Genomic DNA, 21,526 nt, shown 5'->3' with positions numbered 1-21,526 from the left:
TCTCGACGTGTCCTGTCGTCCATGGTACGGGATGGCTGGTAACGGGGAGGCAACGGTCCTGATAAGGTGCCTCCCCGTTCGCCAGGGGTGTCGGGGGTCAGTCGATGACGGCGAGCCCGTCGATCTCGACGAGCATCTCCTCGCGGGGAAGACCGGTGAAGACGGTGGTGCGCGAGGGCAGCACGCCGCTGGTCGTGTGGGCCTCGACGAACGCGCCGTAGGCCTCGTTCATGATCGGGAAGTCCTCGCGCGTGGTGAGGTACACGCGCAGCATCACGACATCGTCGAACGTGGCGCCGGAGGCCTCCACGATGGCCTTGACGTTCTCGAGCGTGCGGGTGGTCTGCGCCGCGACGTCGCCCGGGTACAGGTACTCGTTGGTCTGCGGGTCGACGGGGCCCTGGCCGGAGACCTGGACGATCGGGCCCTTGCGGACGCCCTGGGAGAACGTGTGCGCGGGAGCGGGGGCGGCGTCGGTGGAAACTCGTGTCTTCGCGGTCATGCCGCCAGCCTAGTAGCCTTGTTAGATGCCTCTACAAATTCCGGATCCCGTCCTCGGCGCCTGGGCGAAGGGGTTCCCGGCGCACGCCGCGGGCCTGCGTCTGTCGGAGGTGGCTGGTGCGGGGCTGCGCCTCTCGGACCTCGGCACGCCGGTGCTCACGGTGCATGCCGACGCGATCGCGCACAACGAGGACACGGTGTTCGGCTGGGCCGCGCGCGAGGGCGTCCGCCTCGCCCCGCACGGCAAGACCACCATGGCGCCCGCGCTGTGGCAGCGCTTGCTGGACGCCGGGGCCTGGGGGATCTCCGTGGCGACGCCGTGGCAGGCCCGCGTCGCCGTCGACGCCGGTGTCCCGACGGTGCTCATCGCCAACGGGGTGACCGACGGCGCTGCGGCCCGTGAGCTCGGGGCGCTGCTCGCGGCCGACGAAGGCCTGCGGATCCTGTGCGGGGCGGACTCCCTCGCCGGCGTGGCGATCCTCGCCGACGCCCTCGCGGACGCCCCGCGTCCGCTGGACGTGCTCGTGGAGCTCGGCGGTGCGCAGGGGCGCACGGGTGCGCGGACCGTGGCGGAGGGCGAGCGCATCGCCGCGGCGATCATGGCCGCCCCCGGTCTCCGCCTCGCCGGAGTGACGGGCTACGAAGGCCCCTTCGGCCCCGATCGCTCCGCGGCGTCAGTCGCCGCGGTGGACGGCTTCCTGGCCACCCTCGTCGAGCTGCATCGCCGACTGGAGTACCCCGACGGCGTCCGCCCCGTGCTCAGCGCGGGCGGCAGCTCCTTCCCCGATCGCGCCGCCGCGGTCCTCGGCGCCGCGGGAGCGGACGCCGAGGTCGTGCTGCGCTCCGGTGCCTTCCAGATCCACGACGACGGCTTCTACTCCCGCATGTCGCCGTTCGGTCCGCTCACGGACACCGCCCCGCTGCGCTCCGCGATGCACGCGTGGTCGCGGGTGGTCTCGCAGCCCGAACCCGGCCTCGCCCTGCTCGACGCCGGGCGGCGGGACGTGCCGTTCGACATCGACCTCCCGGCGCCGCAGTCGGTCGCCGGCACCGTGACGGCCCTGAACGACCAGCACGCCTTCCTCCGACCCGCCGACGGGGCGACCGTCGCGGTCGGCGAGGTCGTGCGCCTCGGCCTCTCGCACCCGTGCACCGCGTTCGACAAATGGCGCGTCGTCGCCGTGATCGACGACCCCGACGCCGCGGACCCGCGGGTGATCGGGGCGGTGGCGACATGCTTCTGAGCGCGGAGAAGGCGGCGGCGGGCCTCGTGCGCGTCTACCGGCGGGCGACCGTCGTCGACGGCACCGGCGCCCCGCGCTTCGTCGCGGACGTCGCGGTGGAGGGGGCCAGGGTCGTCGCCGTCATCCGCGACGGCGACGGGACGACGCTGGAGCTGCCGGACGACGCGGTCGAGGTCGACGCGTCCGGCCTCGTCCTGGCGCCTGGTTTCATCGACATGCACGCGCACAGCGACCTCGCGGTGCTCCAGGGCGCCGCGCACGACGCCAAGATCCGTCAGGGGGTCACGACAGAGGTGCTCGGCCAGGACGGCCTGGGCTACGCGCCGCTGGACGAGGCGACCGCCGCCGTCGTCCCCGCCCAGATCGCGGGCTGGAACGGGCGGCCGGCGGAGGTCCCGTGGCGGTCGATGGACGATTTCCTGGAGGCGATCGACGTCGCCGCGGTGGCCAACGCCGCGGTGCTGGTGCCGCAGGGCAACCTCCGGATGATGGTGGTCGGGCACGATGACCGTCGGGCGACTCCCGCCGAGATCGTGGCGATGGCCGACCTCCTCGGCCAGGCCCTGGATGCCGGGGCCTTCGGCATGTCGAGCGGCCTGACCTACACCCCGGGGATGTACGCCGACGTCGCCGAGCTGGAGGCGCTCTGCCGAGTGGTCGCGGAGCGCGGCGGCTACTGGGCGCCGCACACCCGCAGCTACGGACGGGCGGCGCTGGATGCGTATCGCGAGGCGATCGAGATCGGCCGCCGTACCGGGTGTCCCGTCCATCTCACACACGCGACCATGAACTTCGCGCCGAACCGCGGGCGTGCCGCGGAGCTGCTGGCGCTCGTCGACGAGGCGACGGCCGACGGCGTCGACGTGACGCTGGACACCTACCCGTACCTCCCGGGGGCGACCACTCTCGCGGCGCTCCTGCCGAGCAGGCTGGCGGCGACCGGCGACCTGCTGGGCGTCCTGGCCGGCCTGGATGCGGAGGGGCGCGAGGCCGTCCGCGTCGAGCTGGAGGAGATCGGCTGCGACGGGTTCCACGGCGAGGTGGCGGACTGGTCGGTGATCCAGATCTCGGGGACGGGCACCCCCGCTCTGGCCGGCCTCGTCGGCCGCACGATCGCCGCCATCGCGGCGGAGACCGGGCAGCGCGCCGTGGACGTCGTGATCGACACGATCCTCGCCGATGCGGGCGCCACCGGCGTGCTCATGCACATCGGCGACGAGGACAACGTCCGCGCCATCATGCGGCACCCGCGGCACTCCGGAGGCAGCGACGGCATCCTCATCGGTGCCCGGCCGCACCCGCGCGGCCGCGGCACATTCCCTCGCTACCTCGGTCACTACGTCAGGGACCTGGGGGTGCTGAGCCTCGAGGAGGCCGTCCACCATCTCTCCGGCAACCCGGCCGCCCGCCTGGGCCTCGACCGCGGTGACGCGCCGCGCGGTGTGCTCCGCGAGGGCGCCACCGCCGACCTGGTGCTGTTCGACCCGGAGACGATCGCGGCCGGAGCCACGTTCGACGACCCGCACGGTGCGCCGCAGGGTGTGCGCGAGGTTCTCGTCGGCGGCGTGCCGGTCGTCATCGACGGCGACCCCACCGGTGCGGTCGCCGGCCGCGCGTTGCGGATGCCCCCCTCGGCGGCGCGCGCGACGGTGCCGCACGTCGTCGCAGAGATCGACTCCCTGGCTCCGGGCCTCCGATGGACCCCGTCGACCCCGATCGAGGCGGCACCGGAGCTGGCCGCGGCCGTCGCACGACTCGGCGGCGGGGGAGCGGACGACACGCTGCCCGCCATCCGCCTCGTGATCGATCCGGAGCTGGGCGCCGCGGCATCCGCGGCAGGGCGCCATGGCCCCGAGGCCTTCCGCGTGACCGCGACGGCCTCGGGGATCGAGATCGCGGGGGCGACGCCGGAGGGGGTCTTCCGCGGCGCGACCACGCTCCGTCAGCTCCGCGACCCGGACCACGACCCCGCTCTCCCCGCGACGATCCCGGCAGGGCGCTGGGAGGGCTCTCCCGCCTACGCCTGGCGTGGAGCGATGCTCGACGTGGCGCGCCACTTCCGCCCCGTGGAGGACGTACGTCGTCTCATCGACCTGCTCGCCGATCACCACCTCAGCATCCTGCACCTGCACCTGACGGACGATCAGGGCTGGCGCTTCGAGGTGCCGCGGTATCCGCGCCTGACCGAGGTCGGTGCGCGGCGCGAGGCCACGCAACGCGGCCACGGCCCTGAGGCCACGGTCGAGCCCGGCGTGCACGAGGGCTTCTACACGACCGCCGAGCTGCGCGACCTCGTGCGGTATGCGGCCGACCGCTTCGTCACTCTCGTGCCCGAGGTGGAGCTGCCGGGACACATCCAGGCCGCGCTCGCCGCGTACCCGGAGCTGGGCAACCTCGACGTCGGGACGCCGCCCACCGGGCCGTGGGAGCGTTTCGGCGTGAACGCGCGCACCCTCGCGCCGACCGAGGAGGCGCTGGCCTTCGGCCGTGCCGCCATCGATGCGCTGTGCGACGTGTTCCCGTCCGCATGGATCGGGATCGGCGGCGACGAGGTGCCGGTGACCGAGTGGGCGGAGAGCGCGGCCGCCGCCGCGCGGATGCGGGAGCTCGGGCTGGCCACCGCGCACGACGTCCAGCCCTGGTTCACGGCGCACTTCGTCGCGCACGTCCGCCGCAGGGGACGGACGGCACTCGCCTGGGACGAGGTGCTGGAGGGCGAGGTCCCGGAGGGCGTGCGCATCCTCGCCTGGCGCGGGCCGGTCGCCATGCGCGAGGCGCTGCGGCGGGGGATCCCCGTTGTCGGGTGCCCGGATCTCGAGGTGTACCTCGACTACCCGCAGTCCGAATCGGCCGAGGAGCCCATCCGCGTCGGGCCCCCGCTGACCATCGAGCGCGCGTACTCGTTCGAGGTCGTCGACGGCGCGGTCGGCGGGCAGGCGAACATCTGGACGGAGCACCTGCCGAGCAGGGACCGGGTCGACTTCGCGATGTTCCCGCGCCTCGCCGCGATCGCGGAGCGGTTGTGGGACGGGGGAGAGCCCGCGCCCTTCGCGGACTTCGCCCGGCGGCTGCCCACGCATCTGCGGCGCCTCGCCGCGGTGGGCGTGCGGTATCGTCCGCTGGACGGGCCGTCGCCCGAGCAGCGGCGACCGGGGGTTCCCGGCAAACCCATGACCGTCGAGACCCGGGAGGGGATCGTCGCCGGGCTCGTCGAGCGGCTGCTCCGGATGGCGGCGGACGACGAACCGCCGCGGTCGGCATGATGTCACGTTTCGGTAACCCTGCCCGCGGAATCGCGCGGAACAGTTGCACAAATCCTGTTCGTAAGGTCTACTAACAAACATGTCCGTTTCGGATGATCAGCGCCCCGCGGCGACGACAGACTTCGTCGCCGCGAACGCGCACGCCTTCGGCCCCGCGCGGCATCTCCGCTCGCGCACCAAGGTGCTCCCCGAGCACGCCCGCGGACACAACCGCGCGCTCGTGCTGCAGACGCTGTATCACTCGGGGGCGATGAGTCGCGCTGACCTCTCCCGCGAGACCGGCCTCACACGCGTCACGATCTCGGATCTGGTCGCGGAGTTCATCGCCGACGGCATCGTCGTCGAGATCGGCGTGCGCGAGGCCGTCGGCCCCGGCAAGCCGCCCATCCTCATCGACATCGATCGGGTGGGGCATCAGATCATCGGGCTCGACCTCTCCGGTCCGACCGCCTTCGAGGGCGCCGTCCTCAGCCTGGACGGCGACGTGCTGGAGCGGCGGCAGGTGCCGCGTCCGGAGACGCCGGACGGCGATGCCGCGTATGAGGCTCTCCGCGGCCTCGCGCAGACCCTCGTCGAGATCGCCACGCAGCCGGTGCTCGGCGTCGGCATCGGCACCCCGGGTGTCGTGCGCCCAGACGGCCTCGTCCTCAGCTCGCCCAACCTCGGCTGGACGGACTTCCCGCTGGAGGCGAAGCTCAGCGCCGACCTCGACCTGCCGGTGCTCGCACGGAACGACGCCAATGCCGCGGTCCTCGCCGAGTACACGTTCGGCGAGGCGGAGGCCGACTTCATGCTGATCAAGATCGGTCGAGGCGTGGGTGCTGGGCTGATCACCGGGAGCCAGCCGCTCCTCGGCAGCCGTTTCGCCGCCGGGGAGATCGGTCACGTCGTCGTCGGCACGGACGGCGGCCCTCGCTGCGCCTGCGGCAAGATCGGCTGCCTGGAGGCATGGCTGAGCGTGAGTCGCATGCAGGAGGCGCTCGACGCCGACCCGGCCGCCCGCGAGGAGATCCTCCGCGACTCCGGGACCCGCATGGCGATCGCGATCGCCCCGATCGTCGCCGCCCTGGACCTGTCCGAGGTCGTGCTCTCCGGGCCCGCCGAGCTGCTGGACGGCACGCTCATCGACGCGGCCGTCGAGACGCTGCACGCGCGGACGCTCGAGGGCGTCTTCGAGGACGTCATGGTGCGGCTCACCCGTCAGGACGACATCGTGCTCCGCGGTGCCGCCGTCATGGTCCTCTCCGGGCAGCTGGGGGTGTCGTGACATCCGCGACCATGATCGGGAACGGCATCCGATGATCGTCCCCGCCTCCGCCGACCGCGCCGGTCGGCCCCTTCGCGTGGGTCTGGACGTCGGCGGCACGAAGATCGACGCCGTCGCCGTCGATCCGGCAGGGACGATCCTCGCCCGCCTCCGCCGCCCGACCGGGTGGGGAGAGGACGCCGTCGTCGACAGCATCGTGTCGACCGTCGCCGCCCTTGCCGAGGAGAGCGGACTGCCGCTGTCCGCGGTCGGATCCGCCGGCATCGGCATCCCCGGCCTCGTGGATGCGGAGACCGGCCGCGTGCTGCACGCCGTGAATCTCGGGGTGGAGTCGCTCGACCTCGCGGCGCGCGCCGAGCACGCACTCGGCGTTCCGTTCCGGGTGGAGAACGACGTGAAGGCCGCCGCGCTCGGCGCCGCGGTCCTGAGCGACGTCGCCGGCTCCATGGCCTATCTGAACCTCGGCACCGGCGTCGCCGCCGGCATCGTGGTGGACGGCCGCATCTGGCGCGGCGCCCGCGGGACCGCCGGCGAGGTCGGACACCTCTCCGTCGATCCCCGCGGCCGGCTGTGCGGGTGCGGGCAGCGCGGCTGCGTGGAGACCTTCTGCGGCGGTGGGGCGCTGGCCAAGGCGTGGGGACGTCCCGGTGCGCTGCCCGTCAAGGACATCGTCGAGGCGGCCGACGCGGGCGATCCGCACGCCCAGGCCCTGCAGGCGGACCTCTTCTTCGGGGCCGCGGCGGCCGTACGCGTGCTCGTGCTGTCGGCCGACGTCGAGACCGTGGTCATCGGCGGGGGACTCACCGCTCTCGGCGGCCGGCTGGCGGCGGGGGTCCGTGCCGCGCTGCACGCCGGTGCCGAGGCGTCACCGTTCCTGAAGTCCCTGCGGCTGGATGAGAGAATCGAACTGCTCCCCGCGGGTTCCCCCGCCGCCGCTTTCGGCGCCGCTCTGGTGGGCGCATCCATTTCTGAGAAGGAGATCGTTCCGCATGGCTGAGGTCGTCATCGTCGAGAATGCCGAGGCCGCCGGCGCCCTGGTCGCCACCGAGATCGTCGAGCTCATCGACAGCCGTCGGGACGCCGTCCTGGGGCTCGCGACCGGATCGACGCCGCTGCCGGTCTATCAGGCTCTCCGCAGCCGCCTCGCGGGACGCGACGTGTCGCAGGTGCGCGGCTTCGCGCTCGACGAGTACGTCGGCATCGACCCGTCCCACCCGGAGAGCTACCGCTCCGTGATCACCCGTGAGGTGGTGGAGCCGCTCGGCCTCGACCCGGAGCGCATCCACGTGCCGAACGGCGCGCAGGCCACCATCCAGCACGCCGGTGAGGACTACGACGCGGCCATCGCGGCGGCCGGCGGCGTCGACCTGCAGATCCTCGGCATCGGCACGGACGGCCACATCGGGTTCAACGAGCCCGGGTCCTCTTTCGCGTCCCGGACGCGGGTGAAGACCCTCACCGAGCAGACGCGTGAGGACAACGCCCGTTTCTTCGACTCTATCGGCGACGTGCCGATGCATTGCATCACGCAGGGCCTCGGCACCATCCTCGAGGCCCGCCACCTCGTGCTGCTGGCATTCGGCGCCGGCAAGGCGGAGGCGGTGGCCGGCGCGGTCGAGGGGCCGCTCACGGCGCTGCTGCCCGGATCGGCCATCCAGTTGCACCCGCACGCCACTGTCGTCGTCGACGAAGCCGCCGCGTCGAAGCTGCAGCTCGCGGACTACTACCGCTACACGTTCGCGAACAAGCCCTCCTGGCAGGGCATCTGACCCGGACGGGCTAGCGCGCTGCGGCGGGCCAGGCGAGCGGCAGCAGGTGCTCGACGCTCAGCGGGGCCAGCGGAAGCGTCGCGACGTCCGCCGGGGTGATCCAGCGCAGTTCGGCGAGCTCGGCCTGCACCCGGACCCCGTCGGGATCGATCGAGGCCGAGAACGCGTCGGCCACGACGCGGTGCCCCGGCTCGTTGGCGGCCGCCGACACGAAGCGCCCCAGCGGCCGGAGGTCGGTCTCCGCGAGCTCGAGACCGAGCTCCTCGTGCAGCTCCCGGATGAGGGTCTCGGCGGGGGACTCGCCCGCTTCCGGCTTCCCTCCCGGCTGCATGAAGCGCGTCGTGCCGTGCTTGCGGACGACCAGGACGCGGCCCTCCGCATCGACGATCACGGCCGCGCTCACGTGGATGTCAGGCATCGGGGGAGAAGACCTTTCCGGGGTTGAGGATGCCGAGCGGATCGAACACGGCCGCGATGTCGCGCTGAAGGCGCCACTGGTCCTCGCCGAGTTCGTCGGCCAGCCATCGTCTCTTGAGGACGCCGATGCCGTGCTCGCCGGTGAGGGTTCCGCCCAGCCGGATCGCGGCGCGGAAGAGCTCATCGGCCGCCTCCCACACCCGGGCCGGGGTCTCCGGGCCCTCGAAGATGAAGTTCGGATGCAGATTGCCGTCGCCCGCGTGTGCGACCGTCGGGATCACCATGTCGAACTCCCGCTCGATCCGTGCGATCTCGTCGAACATCGCCGGCATGGCGCTCCGCGGCACGGAGACGTCCTCGATGAGGGTGGTCCCGAGCGACGCCATCGCGGCGTGCATGGATCGCCGGACCGCGAGCAGCCGATCGCCCTCGACGGGGTCGTGCGAGACCACGGGGACGCCCTCGTGGGCGCTCAGGATCGCGGCGATGGCCTCCGCCTCCGCGCGGGCGGCGGGGCCGTCGGTCTGGATCGTCAGCTGCGCGGCCCCCGGCGTCGGTGCCGGGAGCCCGAGGAGGGCATGGACGGCGGTGAGACTGGCGGCATCCATGAGCTCCATGATCGCCGGCTGGATTCCCGCAGCGGTCACGGCGGCAGAACCCGCGGCCGCGGCTCGCACGCCGGGGAAGGTCGCGGTCACCGTGCAGGTCTCGCCCGGCACCAGTCTGCGCAGCTTGAGCGTCGCCCCGACGACGACGCCGAGCGTTCCCTCCGATCCCACCACGAGAGCGGTGAGGTCGAGCCCGGTCACGCCCTTCACGCTGCGGTGGCCGAGGTGCAGCAGGCGACCGTCCGCGAGGACGAGGTCGACGCCGAGGACCGCATCCCGCACGACACCGTACTTCGCGCAGAGGAGTCCGCCGGCTCCGGTCGCGATGTTGCCACCCACCGTCGAGATGTCGCGGCTGGCGGGGTCAGGGGCCCACCAGAGGCCGTGCGCGGCCAGGTGCGCGTTGAGGTCGGCGTTGAGGATCCCGGGTTCGACCACGGCGAGGAGGTCGTCCGGTCGCACCTCGAGGACGGCGTCCATCCGGCGGAGGGAGAGGACGATCTCGCCGTCGCCCGCATTCGCGGCGCCGGCGAGCCCCGTCCCGGCGCCGCGCACGACGACGGGAGTGCGCGTGGCGGTGGCGATCCGCATCGTCTGCTGCACGTCGTCCACGCTCTCGGCATGGACGACGGCCAGCGGGAGGCCCACCGCGGCATGACCGGAACGGTCGGACCTGGCGTCCTGCCTCGTCTGCTCGCTGACGTCCACGCGCGCCCCGAGGGCGTCGCGGAGCAGCGAGACGACGCTCACGACCGTGCGCTCATGCCAGGGCGCGGCGTCCGCTGAGGACGCCCGCGACGACGGCGACCAGGGCGAAGGCGGTGCCGATCAGGGCCTGGCCCATGGACCACCAGGCGATGGTCACGCCCACGTAGATGAACAGTTCGACGACCGCCCGGAGGAAGGGATGCACGCGAAGAACCGGCCGCGGCGAGAGGAAGAGCGCCCACAGCAGCAGGGTGACCACGGGGGCGCCGACGCCGATGACGATGCTCCACGGCAGGTCCCAGCTGGCGAACCCCCACAGGGCGAGCGAGGCGATCGCCACGATGAGGACGACGACGCGCACGATGTCGAGGGCCGTGATGGCCGGACGGTCGACGCCGGCGACGGGGGCGGAATCCGGGGTCATGCGTCCAGTCTATTCCGCGACCGGAGCGTCCTCGGTCGGAGCCGGGGCCTCCGTGGCCGGGGCCTCCTCAGCCGGTGCGGCCGGTGCAGCGTCGGCGGCCGGCGCAGCTTCGGGGGCCGGCGCAGCTTCGGCGGCCGGCGCGGGCTCCGCCGGCGCGGGCTCCACGGGTGCGGGAGCTGCCTCGACCTCGTCGGCGGGTGTCGCGGTGTCCTCAGAGGCGGCGGGCGCCGGGGCCTCGACCGGAGCGGTCACCGGCTCGGCCTCGTCGATGACGACCGCCGTCTGCTCGACAGGCGCAGCCGCCGCAGCGCGCTGATCGGCCGCCGCGTCCTCGGGCTGCAAGGCGTAGAGCGTGGTGACGGCCGACGGGGCGTCCGCGCCGGAGGGGAGGACGTAGCGGAAGGTCACGGGCACGAGACTGGCTTGCCAGAACTGTTCCCACGACGGGCGGAGCTCGATGGTGCCCGTGCCGTCGTCGCCGAGGACGACCCTGCCTCCCTCCTCGCCGCCGAGGAGGGCCTGCACGATGGTGCCCGGCGCACCCGCGACCGGCACGACGTAGTGCCAGTTGAACTTGTCATCAAGCCAGAAAGCAGCGGTGCTCCATGTGGGCGGGTCAGTCGGGATTGTGGGCTCGCTGGGCTCGCTGGGCTCCCCGGGAGGCTTCGGCGAAGTGTCGGGGTTCTCGGGGACGACAGGCGGCTGCGTGGCCTCGGGAAGCGCCGCGGGGACATCCGGGACGGCGGGTGCCGTGTCGGGCCCGGCCTCTGAGGAGACGGGCGGCGCCGTCTCCTCCTCGGCAGGAGGTGCAGGCGTCTCGTCGTTCTCCGGCGTCTCGATCACCACGGGCTCGTCGAGGTTCAGCGAGGAGTCCGGGGCGATGTCGGTCGCGATCGACGACGGGTCGGTGTCCGAGGCGCTGGGCAGGGAGGTCGCCGGGTTCGCGCCCGCGAGTCCGGGGACGATGGCCGCTGCGGCGACCACTCCGGCCACCACGAGGGCTGCCGACCCGGCGCCGACGACGGCGCCCATGCCCGTGAAGACGCCGCCCGTGCTCGCGCCCGAGCCGGCGCCGCCGGCCGAGCCCGCTCCTGAGCCGGCTGCGCCCGCGCCGGAGGTGGCCGCCGCGGCCTGGCCGATGCCGCCGTCACCGACGAACACCGCGCCCGGGATGGTGGACGACATCCCCGCCACGGCCAGGACCGGCGCACCGCCCTGCAGGGCGGCGAGGTACCCGGAGGCACCGGTGGCGCCGAGGACGAGCGGGAGCAGGACGAGTGCGAGGCGCTTGGACACATCCTTCGCCTCGGCCGCGACGATCATGCAGCGGGCGCACTCGTCGAGGTGCAGCTCCAGTCGTCGGTGGTCGCGGGTGGCGAGGTTGCCGCGCGAGTAGGCGCCGAGGTGCTCGATCGTCCACTGGCACTCGGAGCCGGGACTGGCGCTGCGCAGGTGCGCCTGGATCCACGCCTCGCGCAGCCCCTCGCGGGCACGGAAGGCGAGCTGCGACACCGCACCGGCCTTCATCCCGAGGAGCGGAGCCACCTCCTGCGGCTTCATCTGCTCGATCTCGGTGTACCAGAGCACTTCTTGCCACCGCGACGGGAGGCTGCGGAAGGCCTGCGCGGTGAGGCTGCGGTCGAGGGCCTCGTTCGTGGCGTGCTCGGTGCTGTCCGGATCGGCCACCGTGTCGAGCTCGTCGATCGCGGTCTCGCGACGTGCTCGTCCCCACGCCGCGGCGGTGTTGCGGATGCTGGTGAAGAGGTAGGCGCGGAACGAGCCGTTGGGACCGCCGCCCTTGAGGATCGCCTGGTAGATGCGGGTGTAGGACTCCTGCACCAGGTCGTCCGGGTCGATCGAGGAGGTCACCGAGCGTGCGACCGCCATTCCGGACGGGTAGTGCCGCCTCCAGAGTTCCCCGAACGCCCCCTTGTCGCCGGAGCGGACGCGGAGGATCAGGTCGGCATCGCCGATGGTGTCGTCTGGTGTGGTGTTCTCTCGGTGCACGGTCATCCATCTGGTCCCGGGGCACACAACCGTCCCCAGGAGGAGAGACGCGGGAAGGCGTCTTTCATTACGCGGTCAGACCATTCTCTCGCGAAATGGGTGCCGTGGCCACCCCCGGGACGGACTCCGAGCAGATGCTCGGGGACGCTTCCGCGGCCCCGGCGATGACGCCCGGCGAGAACTTTCTGAACTTTTTTCCGAGAACCGCGTAATGAACCGAGCCGGCCCTCGTCTCATCCCGTAGAGACAGCCGAAATGGACTCCACCGGGGGGCGGAGTTCCGGCGCTGGTGCGGGGGGTACTGCACCAGTGGGCGGGTCGGGATCCTCGGGGGAGGAGCTCCCGGCCCCGCCCGCTCGAACGGGAGGGAAAGGGCCGCCGATCTGGGGAGAACGGCGGCCCTCCACTCTCACCTTGCGAGACGCACGTCACTGATCTGGGGAGTCCGGTGACATCGTCTCGTCCGATCGACCGGAGACCGCAGCGCTGCGCGTCGCGCGGAGCGCTGTCTTCCTAGGCGGGCAGCGCCGGTCCCGTCCAGACCCGCGCGACGCGCAGCCCCGCGTCCAGCAGCACGGCATCGCCGAGCAGGCCGGGACGCAGCGCGCCGAGGTGCGCCTCGCGTCCGATCGCGCGGGCCGGGGTCTCCGTGAGCGCCCGCACGACCTCCGCAAGAGCGACGCCCGCTGCCACGGCCCGCTGCAGCGCGACGTCCTGGGTCAAGGTGGAGCCGGCGATCGAGCCGGTGTCGTCGGCGCGGGCCACGCCGTTCTCGACGGTCACCTTCACCGCACCCAGGTCGTATCTGCCGTCGGCGCTTCCTGCGGCCGCCATGGCGTCGGTGATGAGCGCCACGCGGTGCGGGGCCGCGTCGAACACGAGCTTTACGACGTGCGGGTCGAGGTGGACGTCGTCGGCGATGGCCTCCAGGATCACCCGGTGGTCGGCGGCCGCGGCGAGCACCGGGCCGGGGGCGCGGTGGTGGATGCCGGGCATCGCGTTGAACGCGTGGGTCAGCAGCGAGGCGCCGGCCTCGAAGGCCGCGACGGCCATGGCGGCATCGGCGTCGGTGTGACCCACGGCGGCGGCGGCGCCGGCCGCGACGATCTGACGGACGGCGTCGATCCCGCCCGGGAGCTCCGGAGCGATGGTGACCTGGCGGACCGTGCCTTCTCCGGCCTCCAGCAGCCGGGCCACGTCGGCCGCGACGGGGTGCCGGAGCAGCGTGGGCTCATGGGCCCCGTGGTGACCGGGGTCGAGGAACGGGCCCTCGAGGTGCGAGCCGAGCACGTCCCCGTCGGTCCTGGTCAGGGCGGCGATCAGGGCGACGCTGCGGGCCAGGTCGTCGATCGTGCCGGTGACGAGCGAGATGACCGCCCTGGTGGTGCCGTGCGCGCGGTGCAGGTTCCGCCCCGTCCGGATCGCGTCCACCCCGTCGTCGTACGCGGCGCCCGCTCCACCGTGACCGTGGATGTCCACGAAGCCCGGCGTGAGCAGCGCGCCGGCGCCTGCCACCTCCGTCCCGTCCACCACCTCGGTCGCGGGCTCCCAGTCCGTGCCCGTGCCGCGCGCGACGACGACGCCGTCCTCGATGCGCACCCACGCGTCCTCGGCGATCTCCCCGCGATCGACGAGGCGGACGGAGTGGACGACGAGGGAACCGGTCGCGGAGGAGAGGGTCTTCAACGGGCGCTCCAGGGGATCTCGGGGGCGGGGTGGAAATCGACCCCCTCAGCCTTCCACAGCGGTGCGAGCGCACCGAGTCGGTCGCGGAAGGACTCCCACGTGCGGCCGACGCCCTCGCGCGGCGACCAGGCGATCTCGGCCTGCGCGGCGGCACGGGGGAACACGAGCTGTTCCACCTCGTCGAGCGTGCGGGTGGTCTCGGACCACAGCGGCGCCTCGATTCCCAGGATCGCCTCGTCGGGCACGTCGAGGACAGCGGTCGGCTCCCACTCGTAGGCGCGACGGACGTCGATGATCGCGGCCCAGGCGAGACCCAGCGGGAAGTCGGCGGTGTACTTCATGTCGAGGTAGGTCGCATCCGCCGCCGACATGATGAGGGCGCCGCCGCGCTCGACGAAGTGCGCGGCCTCCTCGGCGTGCGTTCCGGTCGGCGTCGTCATACCCCAGTACTGGCCGACCGTGCCGGAGGCGATGCCCGCAGCCGAGCCCATCTCGTGCCAGGCCACCGGGGTCTTGCCCTCCTCGACGACGATCGCCGTCGCGCGCTCGGCGAAGAGGTCGAAGTCGGCCTGGGGCGTGCCGAGGGACTCGTCGCCGCCGATGTGGATGTACGGCCCCGGGGTCATCTCGGCGAGCTCGCGGACGACGTCGCGGACGAATCGATACGTCTCCTCCTCGTGGATGCGCACGCTGGAGTGCCCGACGCCCCAGCCCAGATAGGGCTCTCCGGCCACCGGGAGCGGCTGGCCGAGCTGCTCGGACTGGGCCACCAGTGCGTCGTTCAGGACAGGGGCCTCGACCAGCTCGGGGTAGGCCACGCCGATCGCGTGGGTGTGCCCGGGGAGGTCGACCTCGGGGATCACGATCATGTGGCGTGCAGCCGCGTACGCCACGATCTCGCGGTAGTCGTCCTTGGTGTAGAAGCCACCGGGGGCGCCGTCGGCCGCGGTGGTGGCCGCCCGCTCGGTGAGCAGCGGCCAGGAGTCGATGTGCACGCGCCAGCCCTGGTCGTCCGTCAGGTGCAGGTGCAGGTGGTTGAACTTCAGCGCGGTGGTGCTGTCGATGAATCTCTTCACGTCGTCGACGCCGAAGAAATGCCGGGCCACGTCGAGCATGACGCCGCGGCGGGCGAAGCGCGGGGCGTCCGCGATGTCGGCACGGAGCAGCGCCCAGCCGGCGTCGTCCTCACGCAGCAGCTGCAGCAGCGTCTGGACCCCGTAGAAGAGCCCCGCCTCATCGGCGCCGATGAGGATGGCGCGGTCGCCGATCTCGAGCGTGTAGCCCTCCGGCGCGGAGGATGCCGGATCGACGAACAACTCGATCTCGGCGGGGCCGGAGTCCGCCGCGGTGAGGGTGAGGCCGGTGCGGCGTGCGACGGCGTCGATCAGCTGTCCGGCGGCGGGGGAGGAGCCGAGCACACGCGTCGTCGCGGACAGCGGCAGGCGTCCGTCGCGGGCCTTCGCGGACACCGGTGCAGGGACGAGGGGCAGATCAAGAGGTAGGACCATGAACAAAACCTAGCCGCCGGAACGCCGCAAGGGAACAGGGCGATCGAAACGATTCTGCAAGCGGCGGGCACGACGCCCGAAACGACCGCGTGCGCGGCGTCGCGCATCGGCTATGCTCGTAACCGTCGCGACTGGCGTCTGGGTGGACAACCACCGGGGAGCGACTGACCACGGAATTCGACCGCGCGCCTGGGCCGATAGGAACACCCTTTTCGAATCCGTCGTCAAAAGGAGCACGTCATGACCGACCGTTACTTCAACGCCCCGCTGTCCGAAGTCGACCCGGAGATCGCCGAGGTCCTCGATCGCGAGTTGAAGCGTCAGCAGACCTTCCTCGAGATGATCGCCTCGGAGAACTTCGTCCCCGTCTCGGTCCTGCAGTCGCAGGGCTCCGTGCTCACCAACAAGTACGCCGAGGGCTACCCCGGCCGTCGCTACTACGGCGGCTGCGAGGAGGTCGACGTCGCGGAGGAGCTCGCCATCTCCCGCGCCAAGAGCCTGTTCGGCGCCGAGTTCGCGAACGTCCAGCCGCACTCCGGTGCCTCGGCGAACGCCGCGGTCCTGCACGCGATCGCCCGCCCCGGCGACACCCTGCTCGGCCTCTCACTCGACCAGGGCGGCCACCTCACGCACGGCATGAAGATCAACTTCTCCGGCCGCCTGTACGACATCGTGGCCTACGGGGTCGACGCCGAGACCTCGACGATCGACATGGACGAGGTCCGCCGCCTCGCCATCGAGCACAAGCCCAAGGTCATCATCGCCGGGTGGTCCGCCTACCCGCGCACGATGGACTTCGCCGCGTTCCGCGCCATCGCCGACGAGGTGGGCGCGATCCTCTGGGTCGACATGGCGCACTTCGCCGGCCTCGTCGCCGCCGGCCTGCACCCCAACCCGGTGCCGCACGCGCACGTCGTGTCCTCCACCGTGCACAAGACCATCGGCGGCCCCCGCTCGGGCTTCATCCTCACCAACGACGCCGACCTCGCCAAGAAGATCAACACCGCGGTCTTCCCCGGTCAGCAGGGCGGTCCGCTCATGCACGTGATCGCGGCGAAGGCGACCGCCTTCAAGCTCGCCGGCACGCCGGAGTTCAAGGAGCGCCAGGAGCGCGTGCTGCGCGGGGCGAAGCTCATCGCCGAGCGCCTGTCGCAGCAGGACGTGAAGGACGCCGGCATCGCGGTGCGCTCGGGCGGGACGGACGTGCACCTCGTGCTCGTCGACCTCCGCGACGCCGAGATCGACGGCAAGCAGGCGGAGGACCTCCTGCACGACATCCACATCACCGTGAACCGCAACGCCGTGCCGAACGACCCGCGTCCGCCGATGGTGACCTCGGGCCTCCGCATCGGCACGCCCGCGCTCGCGACCCGCGGTTTCGGCGACGCCGAGTTCACGGAGGTGGCCGACATCATCGCCCTCGCGCTGCTCCCCGGTGCCGACATCGAGGCGCTCCGTGCCCGCGTGGACGCGCTCGCCGCGGCCTTCCCGCTCTACCCGGACCTGCAGCAGTGACCGCGGTCGTCCTCGACGGCAAGGCGGCGGCGGCCGACATCCGTGCCGAGCTGACGGAGCGGGTCGCGGCGCTGAAGGAGAAGGGCGTCACCCCCGGCATCGCCACGGTGCTGGTGGGGGCCGACCCCGCCTCGCAGCTCTACGTGGGCATGAAGCACCGGCAGTCCGAGGCGATCGGGATGAACTCGATCCAGCGCGAGCTGCCGGCCGACGCCACACAGGCCGACGTCGAGGCGCTGATCGACGAGCTCAACGCCGATCCCGCCTGCCACGGGTACATCGTGCAGCTGCCGCTGCCGAAGCACCTCGACACCGACGCGATCCTGGAGCGGATCGATCCGGCGAAGGACGCGGACGGGCTGCACCCGACCAACCTCGGACGCCTCGTCCTCAATGTCAACGCGCCGATCCACACGCCGCTGCCGTGCACCCCGCGCGGGGTCATCGAGCTGCTGCTGCGCAACGACTACGACCTCAAGGGCAAGCACGTCGTGGTCGTCGGTCGCGGTGTCACGATCGGGCGCTCGATCGGGCTGCTGCTGACCCGTCGCGACCTCAACGCCACGGTCACGCTGACGCACACCGGCACGGTCGACATGCCGCGCTACCTGCGGGAGGCCGACGTGATCGTCGCGGCCGCGGGGGTCAAGCACCTCATCCGCGCCGAGGACGTCAAGCCCGGCGCCGCGGTGCTGGACGTCGGCGTGACCCGGGAGACGGACCCGGAGACCGGGAAGAACGTCGTCTTCGGCGACGTCGCTCCCGAGGTCGCCGACGTCGCCGGGTACCTGTCGCCGAATCCGGGAGGGGTGGGGCCGATGACCGTCGCCCTGCTCATGACCAACGTCGTCGAGGCGGCCGAGCGGACGGTCTGACCTCCGCGCCGCGTCGCAGATTCACGCGAACGCCGCAGGGATCCCGGTGATCCCTGCGGCGTTCGTGCGTTTCTGCGGACTCAGACCTGGCCGTGCAGCGAACTCTCCACGCCGCTGATCCGGGCCTGCTCGTCGAAGCGGATCGTCGCGGTGCCCGAGGCATCCGTCACCGTGGCGCCGGAGAACGACTCGTCCGTCCAGGTGAGGGTCCACCCGGCGAGGCGGGCGAGGTCCCAGACGGCCGTGCGGGCGTCGGGAAGGGGCGTCTGCGCGAGGGTGCGGGGGAGGGCCACCACCGTGTCGGCGACCGTGAGCGGGGCCAGCGGCGCGTCGAGCAGGAACACCGCGCGGGTGCCGCCGTCGACGGGTGCCGAGTAGTACGGGGAGCGTCCGGTGAGCTCGACCGCGACGCCGCCGATCGTGTGCGCGGCGCGGGCGATCCAGTCCGCATCGCCCGAGGCATCGGCCGGGAACGGGACCTCGGGGGTGGTGAGCTCGGCGATCCCGTGCTGCTCGCCGTAGGCGCGGAGCTGCGCCGCGACGCCCTGGGGGTCGCCCTGCGGGTGCGCCCACGCCCACAGCAGCGAGCGCGGACCGGGGGCGATCGTGGCGATGAGGTGCGCGCGGGTCACGAGCTGCCGGGTCGGGTCGGCATTCGCGGTGAAGGTCAGGGTCCCCGCAGCGAGATCGGCGTCCCACCGGTGCTCGCCGAGTGCGTCGGCGGCCGCGGAGAGGGCGTCCTGGCGGAGCGCGGTGAAGAGGGCGGCACGGTCGGCGAGGGGCTGCAGCGGGGGGAAGGTCATGCTCACAGTCTCGCCGGGATTGCTATGAATCCGCCACTCCCGCGCGCTCCGTGACGGCCGCCGCGGGGCGCCCCATCCGCCATACCGCGGGGACGAGCAGCGTCATCAGGGCGATCGTGGCGTAGAGGACGGCGGAGGTGGTGAGCACGGTGGCCGGTTCCGCGTGCGTCACCAGCCAGCCGTACACGAGCGTGCCGATGGGCATCACGACGAAGCTGCCGAGCATGTCGTAGCTCGCGACCCGCGAGAGCTTCTCGCCGGGGATGTTCTCCATCATCGCGAGGTTCCAGCCGGTCGCGAAGACCTCGGCCCCGGCCCCGGCCACGAACGCGGCCATCGCGAGCAGCACCACGGCCGGGTGCACGCCGAGGAGGGTGAGCGGCAGGGCGAACACCGCCATCCCGATCATCCCGTAGCGCAGGGGGCGGCGGAGCGGGAACCACATCAGCAGCAGGGTCATCACCAGGACCCCCGCGCCCTCCGCGCTCACGACCCACCCCCAGCCGGAGATGCCGAGGCGATCGTCGTTCTTCGCGATGTAGGGGCCGACGACGCCCCAGGCGCCGACGTGGATCGCGTTCATGATCATGAAGGCCAGCACGATCGTCCACAGCCAGGAGCGGCTCCAGAACTCGCGCCAGCCCACCCGGAGGTCGTGGAACATCGTGGTGCCGCCGGAGGCCGCAGGCGGCGGGAGCTTCACGAGGGCGAGGACCGGGATCGCGAGCAGCCAGCCGGCCGCCTGCACGACCATGGCCCACGCGGGTCCCGCGGTCGCGACCAGGACGCCCGCGATGACCGGCCCGCCGATCGTGACGGCCGAGCGGACGAACGACAGCATCGCGTTCGCCTGCTGGAGGTGCGCGGGAGTGGTCAGCTGCGGGATGATGCCCTGCATCGCCGGGAGCACGAACGCGGACGAGGCGCCGTTGATCGCGGACAGCACCGCGAGGAGCGGGACCGTAGCCGTGCCGGTGAACAGCAGAGCGGCCATCGCCCCGACCGACAGGATGTCCACGACGTAGCAGGACTGGATGATGAGGGCGCGGGGGAGGCAGTCGGCGACGACCCCTCCGAACAGGACGAACACGATGTTGCTGATCGTGAAGGCCGCGAGCACGATCGAGAGCGAGCGGGCGTCGTTGTCGATCTCGAGCACCGCGAACGCCAGGGCGATGGCCGACATCGAGCCGGTGACGAGCGTCAGGGCGCGCGCGAGGAAGAACCACCGGAAGTTGCGGTCCTGCATCGCCGCCAGTCTGTGCACCGGCTCATCCTTCCCGGCCGCTTCGAATCGCGCAAATGGCCCCATTCCGGCCGCGGATGGAGCCAGGTGCGCGACTCGAAGTCAGTAGCTGGGGCGGCCGGGGGCGTCGGAGCGGGGGAGGAAGCGGGCGGCGAGGGCCTCGGAGGCACGGGCGAGGAGGGCGACGTCGGCCCCGACGGCCACGAAGTCGGCACCCGCCGCGAGATATGCGTCGGCGGCGGAGGGGTCGAAGGCGTTCACGCCCACCGGCTTCCCGGCGGCGCGGACCGCGGCGAACACCGACTCGACGGCGGCGACCACGTCCGGATGCGTCTGCTGTCCGAGCAGGCCCATCGACGCGGACAGGTCGGAGGGGCCGACGAACACCGCGTCCACTCCGTCCACCGCGGCGATGTCGGCGGCGGCCTCGACCCCCGCGGCCGTCTCGATCTGCACCGTCAGCGACACGTGCTGCGCGGACTCCTGCAGGTACCGGTCGACGCGGTTCCAGCGAGCGCTGCGGGCCAGGGCGCTGCCGACCCCGCGGACGCCCTCGGGGGGATACCGCGTCGCGGCCACGGCGGCCCTGGCCTCGTCGGCGGACGACACCATCGGCACGATGAGGTTCTGCGCGCCGAGGTCGAGCACCTGCTTGATCGCGACCGCATCGTTGAAGGGCACCCGGACGAGCGGGGTGACCGGATAGGCCGCGACCGCCTGGAGCTGGGTCAGCACGGACTCGAGCGTGTTCGCCGAGTGCTCCATGTCGATGAGCAGCCAGTCCAGCCCGGACCCCGCGGCGACCTCGGCGAGCAGCGGGCTGCCGGAGCACACCCACATACCGACGAAGGGGCGGTCGGACGCGGCGAGCTGCTCACGGAAGGACGGATCTAGACGAAGCGGCATGTGATGGTCCCCATCGGTCCGTAGTCGCACAGCACCTCGTCGCCGCGCGACACCCACATCGGGCGTGTGAACGATCCTGCCAGGATGATCTCGCCCGCCTCCAGACGCGCGCCGTGCTGATGGAACTTGTTCGCGAGCCAGGCGACTCCGGTGGCGGGGTGGCCGAGCACACCTGCGGCGACACCGGTCTCCTCGATCTCCCCGTTGCGGGAGAGCACGCCGGGGACCCACCGCAGGTCGATCTCGTCCGGGCGCTTGCGCACCGTCCCCAGCACCATCGCCCCGTAGGCGGCGTTGTCGCTGATGGTGTCGACGATCGTGCGGCCCTCGAGCTCGATGTGCGAGTTCAGCACCTCGAGGGCCGGCACGGCGTAGTCGATCGCGGCGAGGGCGTCGTCCAGCGTGCAGTCGGGGCCCTCCAGGGGCTCCTTGAGCACGAAGGCGAGCTCGACCTCGATGCGGACGTTGGAGAAGTGATCGGTGGGGATCTCCGCGCCGGACTCGTACACGGTGTCGTCGAACATGACGCCGTAGTCGGGTTCGGTGATCCCCGTCGCCTGCTGCATGGCCTTCGACGTCAGACCGATCTTGCGGCCCACGAGCCGACGTCCGGCCGCGACCTGCGAGTCCCGCCACACGCCCTGGATGGCGTACGAGTCCTCCACGGTCGCCTCGGGGTATCGCGCGGTGATGCGCGGGATCACCCCGTGGGTGCGGTCGGCCTCGGCGAGCTCCGCCGCGATCTGCGCGATCGTCTCCTCAGACAGCATCCGTGACCC

General features: G+C 72.3%; 18 protein-coding genes and 1 riboswitch. Of the genes, 7 read left to right on the top strand and 11 right to left on the bottom strand.

The window, feature by feature from the left end:
- Positions 1–97 precede the first annotated feature (97 nt).
- On the bottom strand, positions 98–502 hold the full coding sequence (locus AB1285_RS10790; protein ID WP_187663468.1) for a RidA family protein: 405 nt from the start codon (positions 500–502) through the stop codon (positions 98–100).
- A 25-nt stretch (positions 503–527) separates the two neighbouring features.
- Here AB1285_RS10790 and AB1285_RS10785 point away from each other — a divergent pair, with 25 nt between their 5' ends.
- The 5 genes from AB1285_RS10785 (at position 528) to nagB (ending at position 8,044) form a co-directional block, all read left to right on the top strand.
- The gene (locus AB1285_RS10785; RefSeq protein WP_268777168.1) at positions 528–1,745 is read left to right on the top strand and encodes an alanine racemase; all 1,218 of its coding nucleotides are present in this window, start codon (positions 528–530) and stop codon (positions 1,743–1,745) included.
- Complete coding sequence (locus AB1285_RS10780; protein WP_370428300.1) at positions 1,736–5,008, top strand: family 20 glycosylhydrolase; 3,273 nt, start codon at positions 1,736–1,738, stop codon at positions 5,006–5,008. Before AB1285_RS10785 ends, AB1285_RS10780 begins: the two co-directional genes overlap by 10 nt.
- 79 nt (positions 5,009–5,087) lie before the next feature.
- Complete coding sequence (locus tag AB1285_RS10775) at positions 5,088–6,275, top strand: ROK family transcriptional regulator (RefSeq protein ID WP_259951940.1); 1,188 nt, start codon at positions 5,088–5,090, stop codon at positions 6,273–6,275.
- A gap of 31 nt (positions 6,276–6,306) precedes the next feature.
- On the top strand, positions 6,307–7,272 hold the full coding sequence (locus tag AB1285_RS10770; RefSeq protein WP_187663472.1) for an ROK family protein: 966 nt from the start codon (positions 6,307–6,309) through the stop codon (positions 7,270–7,272).
- Positions 7,265–8,044 (top strand): glucosamine-6-phosphate deaminase, encoded by a 780-nt coding sequence (nagB, locus tag AB1285_RS10765; RefSeq protein WP_292796958.1) that lies wholly within the window; start codon positions 7,265–7,267, stop codon positions 8,042–8,044. Before AB1285_RS10770 ends, nagB begins: the two co-directional genes overlap by 8 nt.
- A gap of 10 nt (positions 8,045–8,054) precedes the next feature.
- Here the strand turns inward: nagB and AB1285_RS10760 are convergent, their stop codons facing one another.
- From AB1285_RS10760 to AB1285_RS10735, 6 genes are all read right to left on the bottom strand, one after another.
- Positions 8,055–8,462, bottom strand: coding sequence for an NUDIX hydrolase (locus AB1285_RS10760; protein WP_187663474.1), 408 nt, complete (start codon positions 8,460–8,462; stop codon positions 8,055–8,057).
- Positions 8,455–9,819 carry an FAD-binding oxidoreductase gene (locus AB1285_RS10755; RefSeq protein ID WP_187663475.1) on the bottom strand — a complete coding sequence of 455 codons (1,365 nt, stop codon included), beginning with the start codon at positions 9,817–9,819 and terminating at the stop codon, positions 8,455–8,457. Before AB1285_RS10755 ends, AB1285_RS10760 begins: the two co-directional genes overlap by 8 nt.
- A gap of 10 nt (positions 9,820–9,829) precedes the next feature.
- On the bottom strand, positions 9,830–10,201 hold the full coding sequence (locus AB1285_RS10750) for a YrdB family protein (protein ID WP_187663476.1): 372 nt from the start codon (positions 10,199–10,201) through the stop codon (positions 9,830–9,832).
- 9 nt (positions 10,202–10,210) lie between these two features.
- Positions 10,211–12,214: a sigma-70 family RNA polymerase sigma factor gene (locus tag AB1285_RS10745; protein WP_370428299.1), complete on the bottom strand. Its 2,004-nt coding sequence runs from the start codon at positions 12,212–12,214 to the stop codon at positions 10,211–10,213.
- Between the two features lie 507 nt (positions 12,215–12,721).
- Positions 12,722–13,894 (bottom strand): N-acetylglucosamine-6-phosphate deacetylase, encoded by a 1,173-nt coding sequence (locus tag AB1285_RS10740; RefSeq protein WP_370428298.1) that lies wholly within the window; start codon positions 13,892–13,894, stop codon positions 12,722–12,724.
- Positions 13,891–15,402 (bottom strand): family 20 glycosylhydrolase, encoded by a 1,512-nt coding sequence (locus tag AB1285_RS10735; RefSeq protein WP_370428297.1) that lies wholly within the window; start codon positions 15,400–15,402, stop codon positions 13,891–13,893. Before AB1285_RS10735 ends, AB1285_RS10740 begins: the two co-directional genes overlap by 4 nt.
- A gap of 117 nt (positions 15,403–15,519) precedes the next feature.
- Positions 15,520–15,604: riboswitch (ZMP/ZTP riboswitch) on the top strand.
- Between the two features lie 38 nt (positions 15,605–15,642).
- Between AB1285_RS10735 and glyA the strand changes: the two genes are divergently transcribed.
- Both glyA and AB1285_RS10725 read left to right on the top strand, forming a co-directional pair.
- Positions 15,643–16,917 carry a serine hydroxymethyltransferase gene (gene glyA / locus AB1285_RS10730; RefSeq protein ID WP_025103803.1) on the top strand — a complete coding sequence of 425 codons (1,275 nt, stop codon included), beginning with the start codon at positions 15,643–15,645 and terminating at the stop codon, positions 16,915–16,917.
- Entirely contained in the window at positions 16,914–17,792 is an 879-nt protein-coding gene (locus AB1285_RS10725; RefSeq protein ID WP_292795406.1) for a bifunctional methylenetetrahydrofolate dehydrogenase/methenyltetrahydrofolate cyclohydrolase, read from the top strand. Before glyA ends, AB1285_RS10725 begins: the two co-directional genes overlap by 4 nt.
- Before the next feature lie 80 nt (positions 17,793–17,872).
- On the opposite strand, the gene AB1285_RS10720 is transcribed toward AB1285_RS10725, so the two are convergent.
- From AB1285_RS10720 to AB1285_RS10705, 4 genes are all read right to left on the bottom strand, one after another.
- Positions 17,873–18,595, bottom strand: a complete 723-nt coding sequence (locus tag AB1285_RS10720) for a DUF6882 domain-containing protein (RefSeq protein WP_187663481.1) — start codon at positions 18,593–18,595, stop codon at positions 17,873–17,875.
- A gap of 22 nt (positions 18,596–18,617) precedes the next feature.
- Entirely contained in the window at positions 18,618–19,862 is a 1,245-nt protein-coding gene (locus AB1285_RS10715; protein ID WP_292795404.1) for an MFS transporter, read from the bottom strand.
- A gap of 81 nt (positions 19,863–19,943) precedes the next feature.
- Complete coding sequence (locus AB1285_RS10710) at positions 19,944–20,747, bottom strand: HpcH/HpaI aldolase family protein (protein ID WP_259951968.1); 804 nt, start codon at positions 20,745–20,747, stop codon at positions 19,944–19,946.
- On the bottom strand, positions 20,732–21,517 hold the full coding sequence (locus tag AB1285_RS10705) for a fumarylacetoacetate hydrolase family protein (RefSeq protein WP_259951969.1): 786 nt from the start codon (positions 21,515–21,517) through the stop codon (positions 20,732–20,734). Before AB1285_RS10705 ends, AB1285_RS10710 begins: the two co-directional genes overlap by 16 nt.
- Positions 21,518–21,526: the final 9 nt, after the last annotated feature.

The sequence above is a fragment of the Microbacterium sp. NRRL B-14842 genome, from assembly GCF_050470785.1.
The sequence above is the reverse complement of the archived record's forward strand: the minus strand, read 5'-3'. Positions and strand labels throughout refer to the sequence as shown.

Coding starts and splice junctions, on each gene's coding strand:
- AB1285_RS10785 (WP_268777168.1), top strand. CDS start 528: ATGCCTCTACAAATTCCGGATCCCGTCCTCGGCGCCTGGGCGAAGGGG.
- AB1285_RS10760 (WP_187663474.1), bottom strand. CDS start 8,462: ATGCCTGACATCCACGTGAGCGCGGCCGTGATCGTCGATGCGGAGGGC.
- AB1285_RS10775 (WP_259951940.1), top strand. CDS start 5,088: ATGTCCGTTTCGGATGATCAGCGCCCCGCGGCGACGACAGACTTCGTC.
- AB1285_RS10750 (WP_187663476.1), bottom strand. CDS start 10,201: ATGACCCCGGATTCCGCCCCCGTCGCCGGCGTCGACCGTCCGGCCATC.
- glyA (WP_025103803.1), top strand. CDS start 15,643: ATGACCGACCGTTACTTCAACGCCCCGCTGTCCGAAGTCGACCCGGAG.
- AB1285_RS10780 (WP_370428300.1), top strand. CDS start 1,736: ATGCTTCTGAGCGCGGAGAAGGCGGCGGCGGGCCTCGTGCGCGTCTAC.
- nagB (WP_292796958.1), top strand. CDS start 7,265: ATGGCTGAGGTCGTCATCGTCGAGAATGCCGAGGCCGCCGGCGCCCTG.
- AB1285_RS10710 (WP_259951968.1), bottom strand. CDS start 20,747: ATGCCGCTTCGTCTAGATCCGTCCTTCCGTGAGCAGCTCGCCGCGTCC.
- AB1285_RS10790 (WP_187663468.1), bottom strand. CDS start 502: ATGACCGCGAAGACACGAGTTTCCACCGACGCCGCCCCCGCTCCCGCG.
- AB1285_RS10720 (WP_187663481.1), bottom strand. CDS start 18,595: ATGACCTTCCCCCCGCTGCAGCCCCTCGCCGACCGTGCCGCCCTCTTC.
- AB1285_RS10735 (WP_370428297.1), bottom strand. CDS start 15,402: ATGGTCCTACCTCTTGATCTGCCCCTCGTCCCTGCACCGGTGTCCGCG.
- AB1285_RS10705 (WP_259951969.1), bottom strand. CDS start 21,517: ATGCTGTCTGAGGAGACGATCGCGCAGATCGCGGCGGAGCTCGCCGAG.
- AB1285_RS10770 (WP_187663472.1), top strand. CDS start 6,307: ATGATCGTCCCCGCCTCCGCCGACCGCGCCGGTCGGCCCCTTCGCGTG.
- AB1285_RS10745 (WP_370428299.1), bottom strand. CDS start 12,214: ATGACCGTGCACCGAGAGAACACCACACCAGACGACACCATCGGCGAT.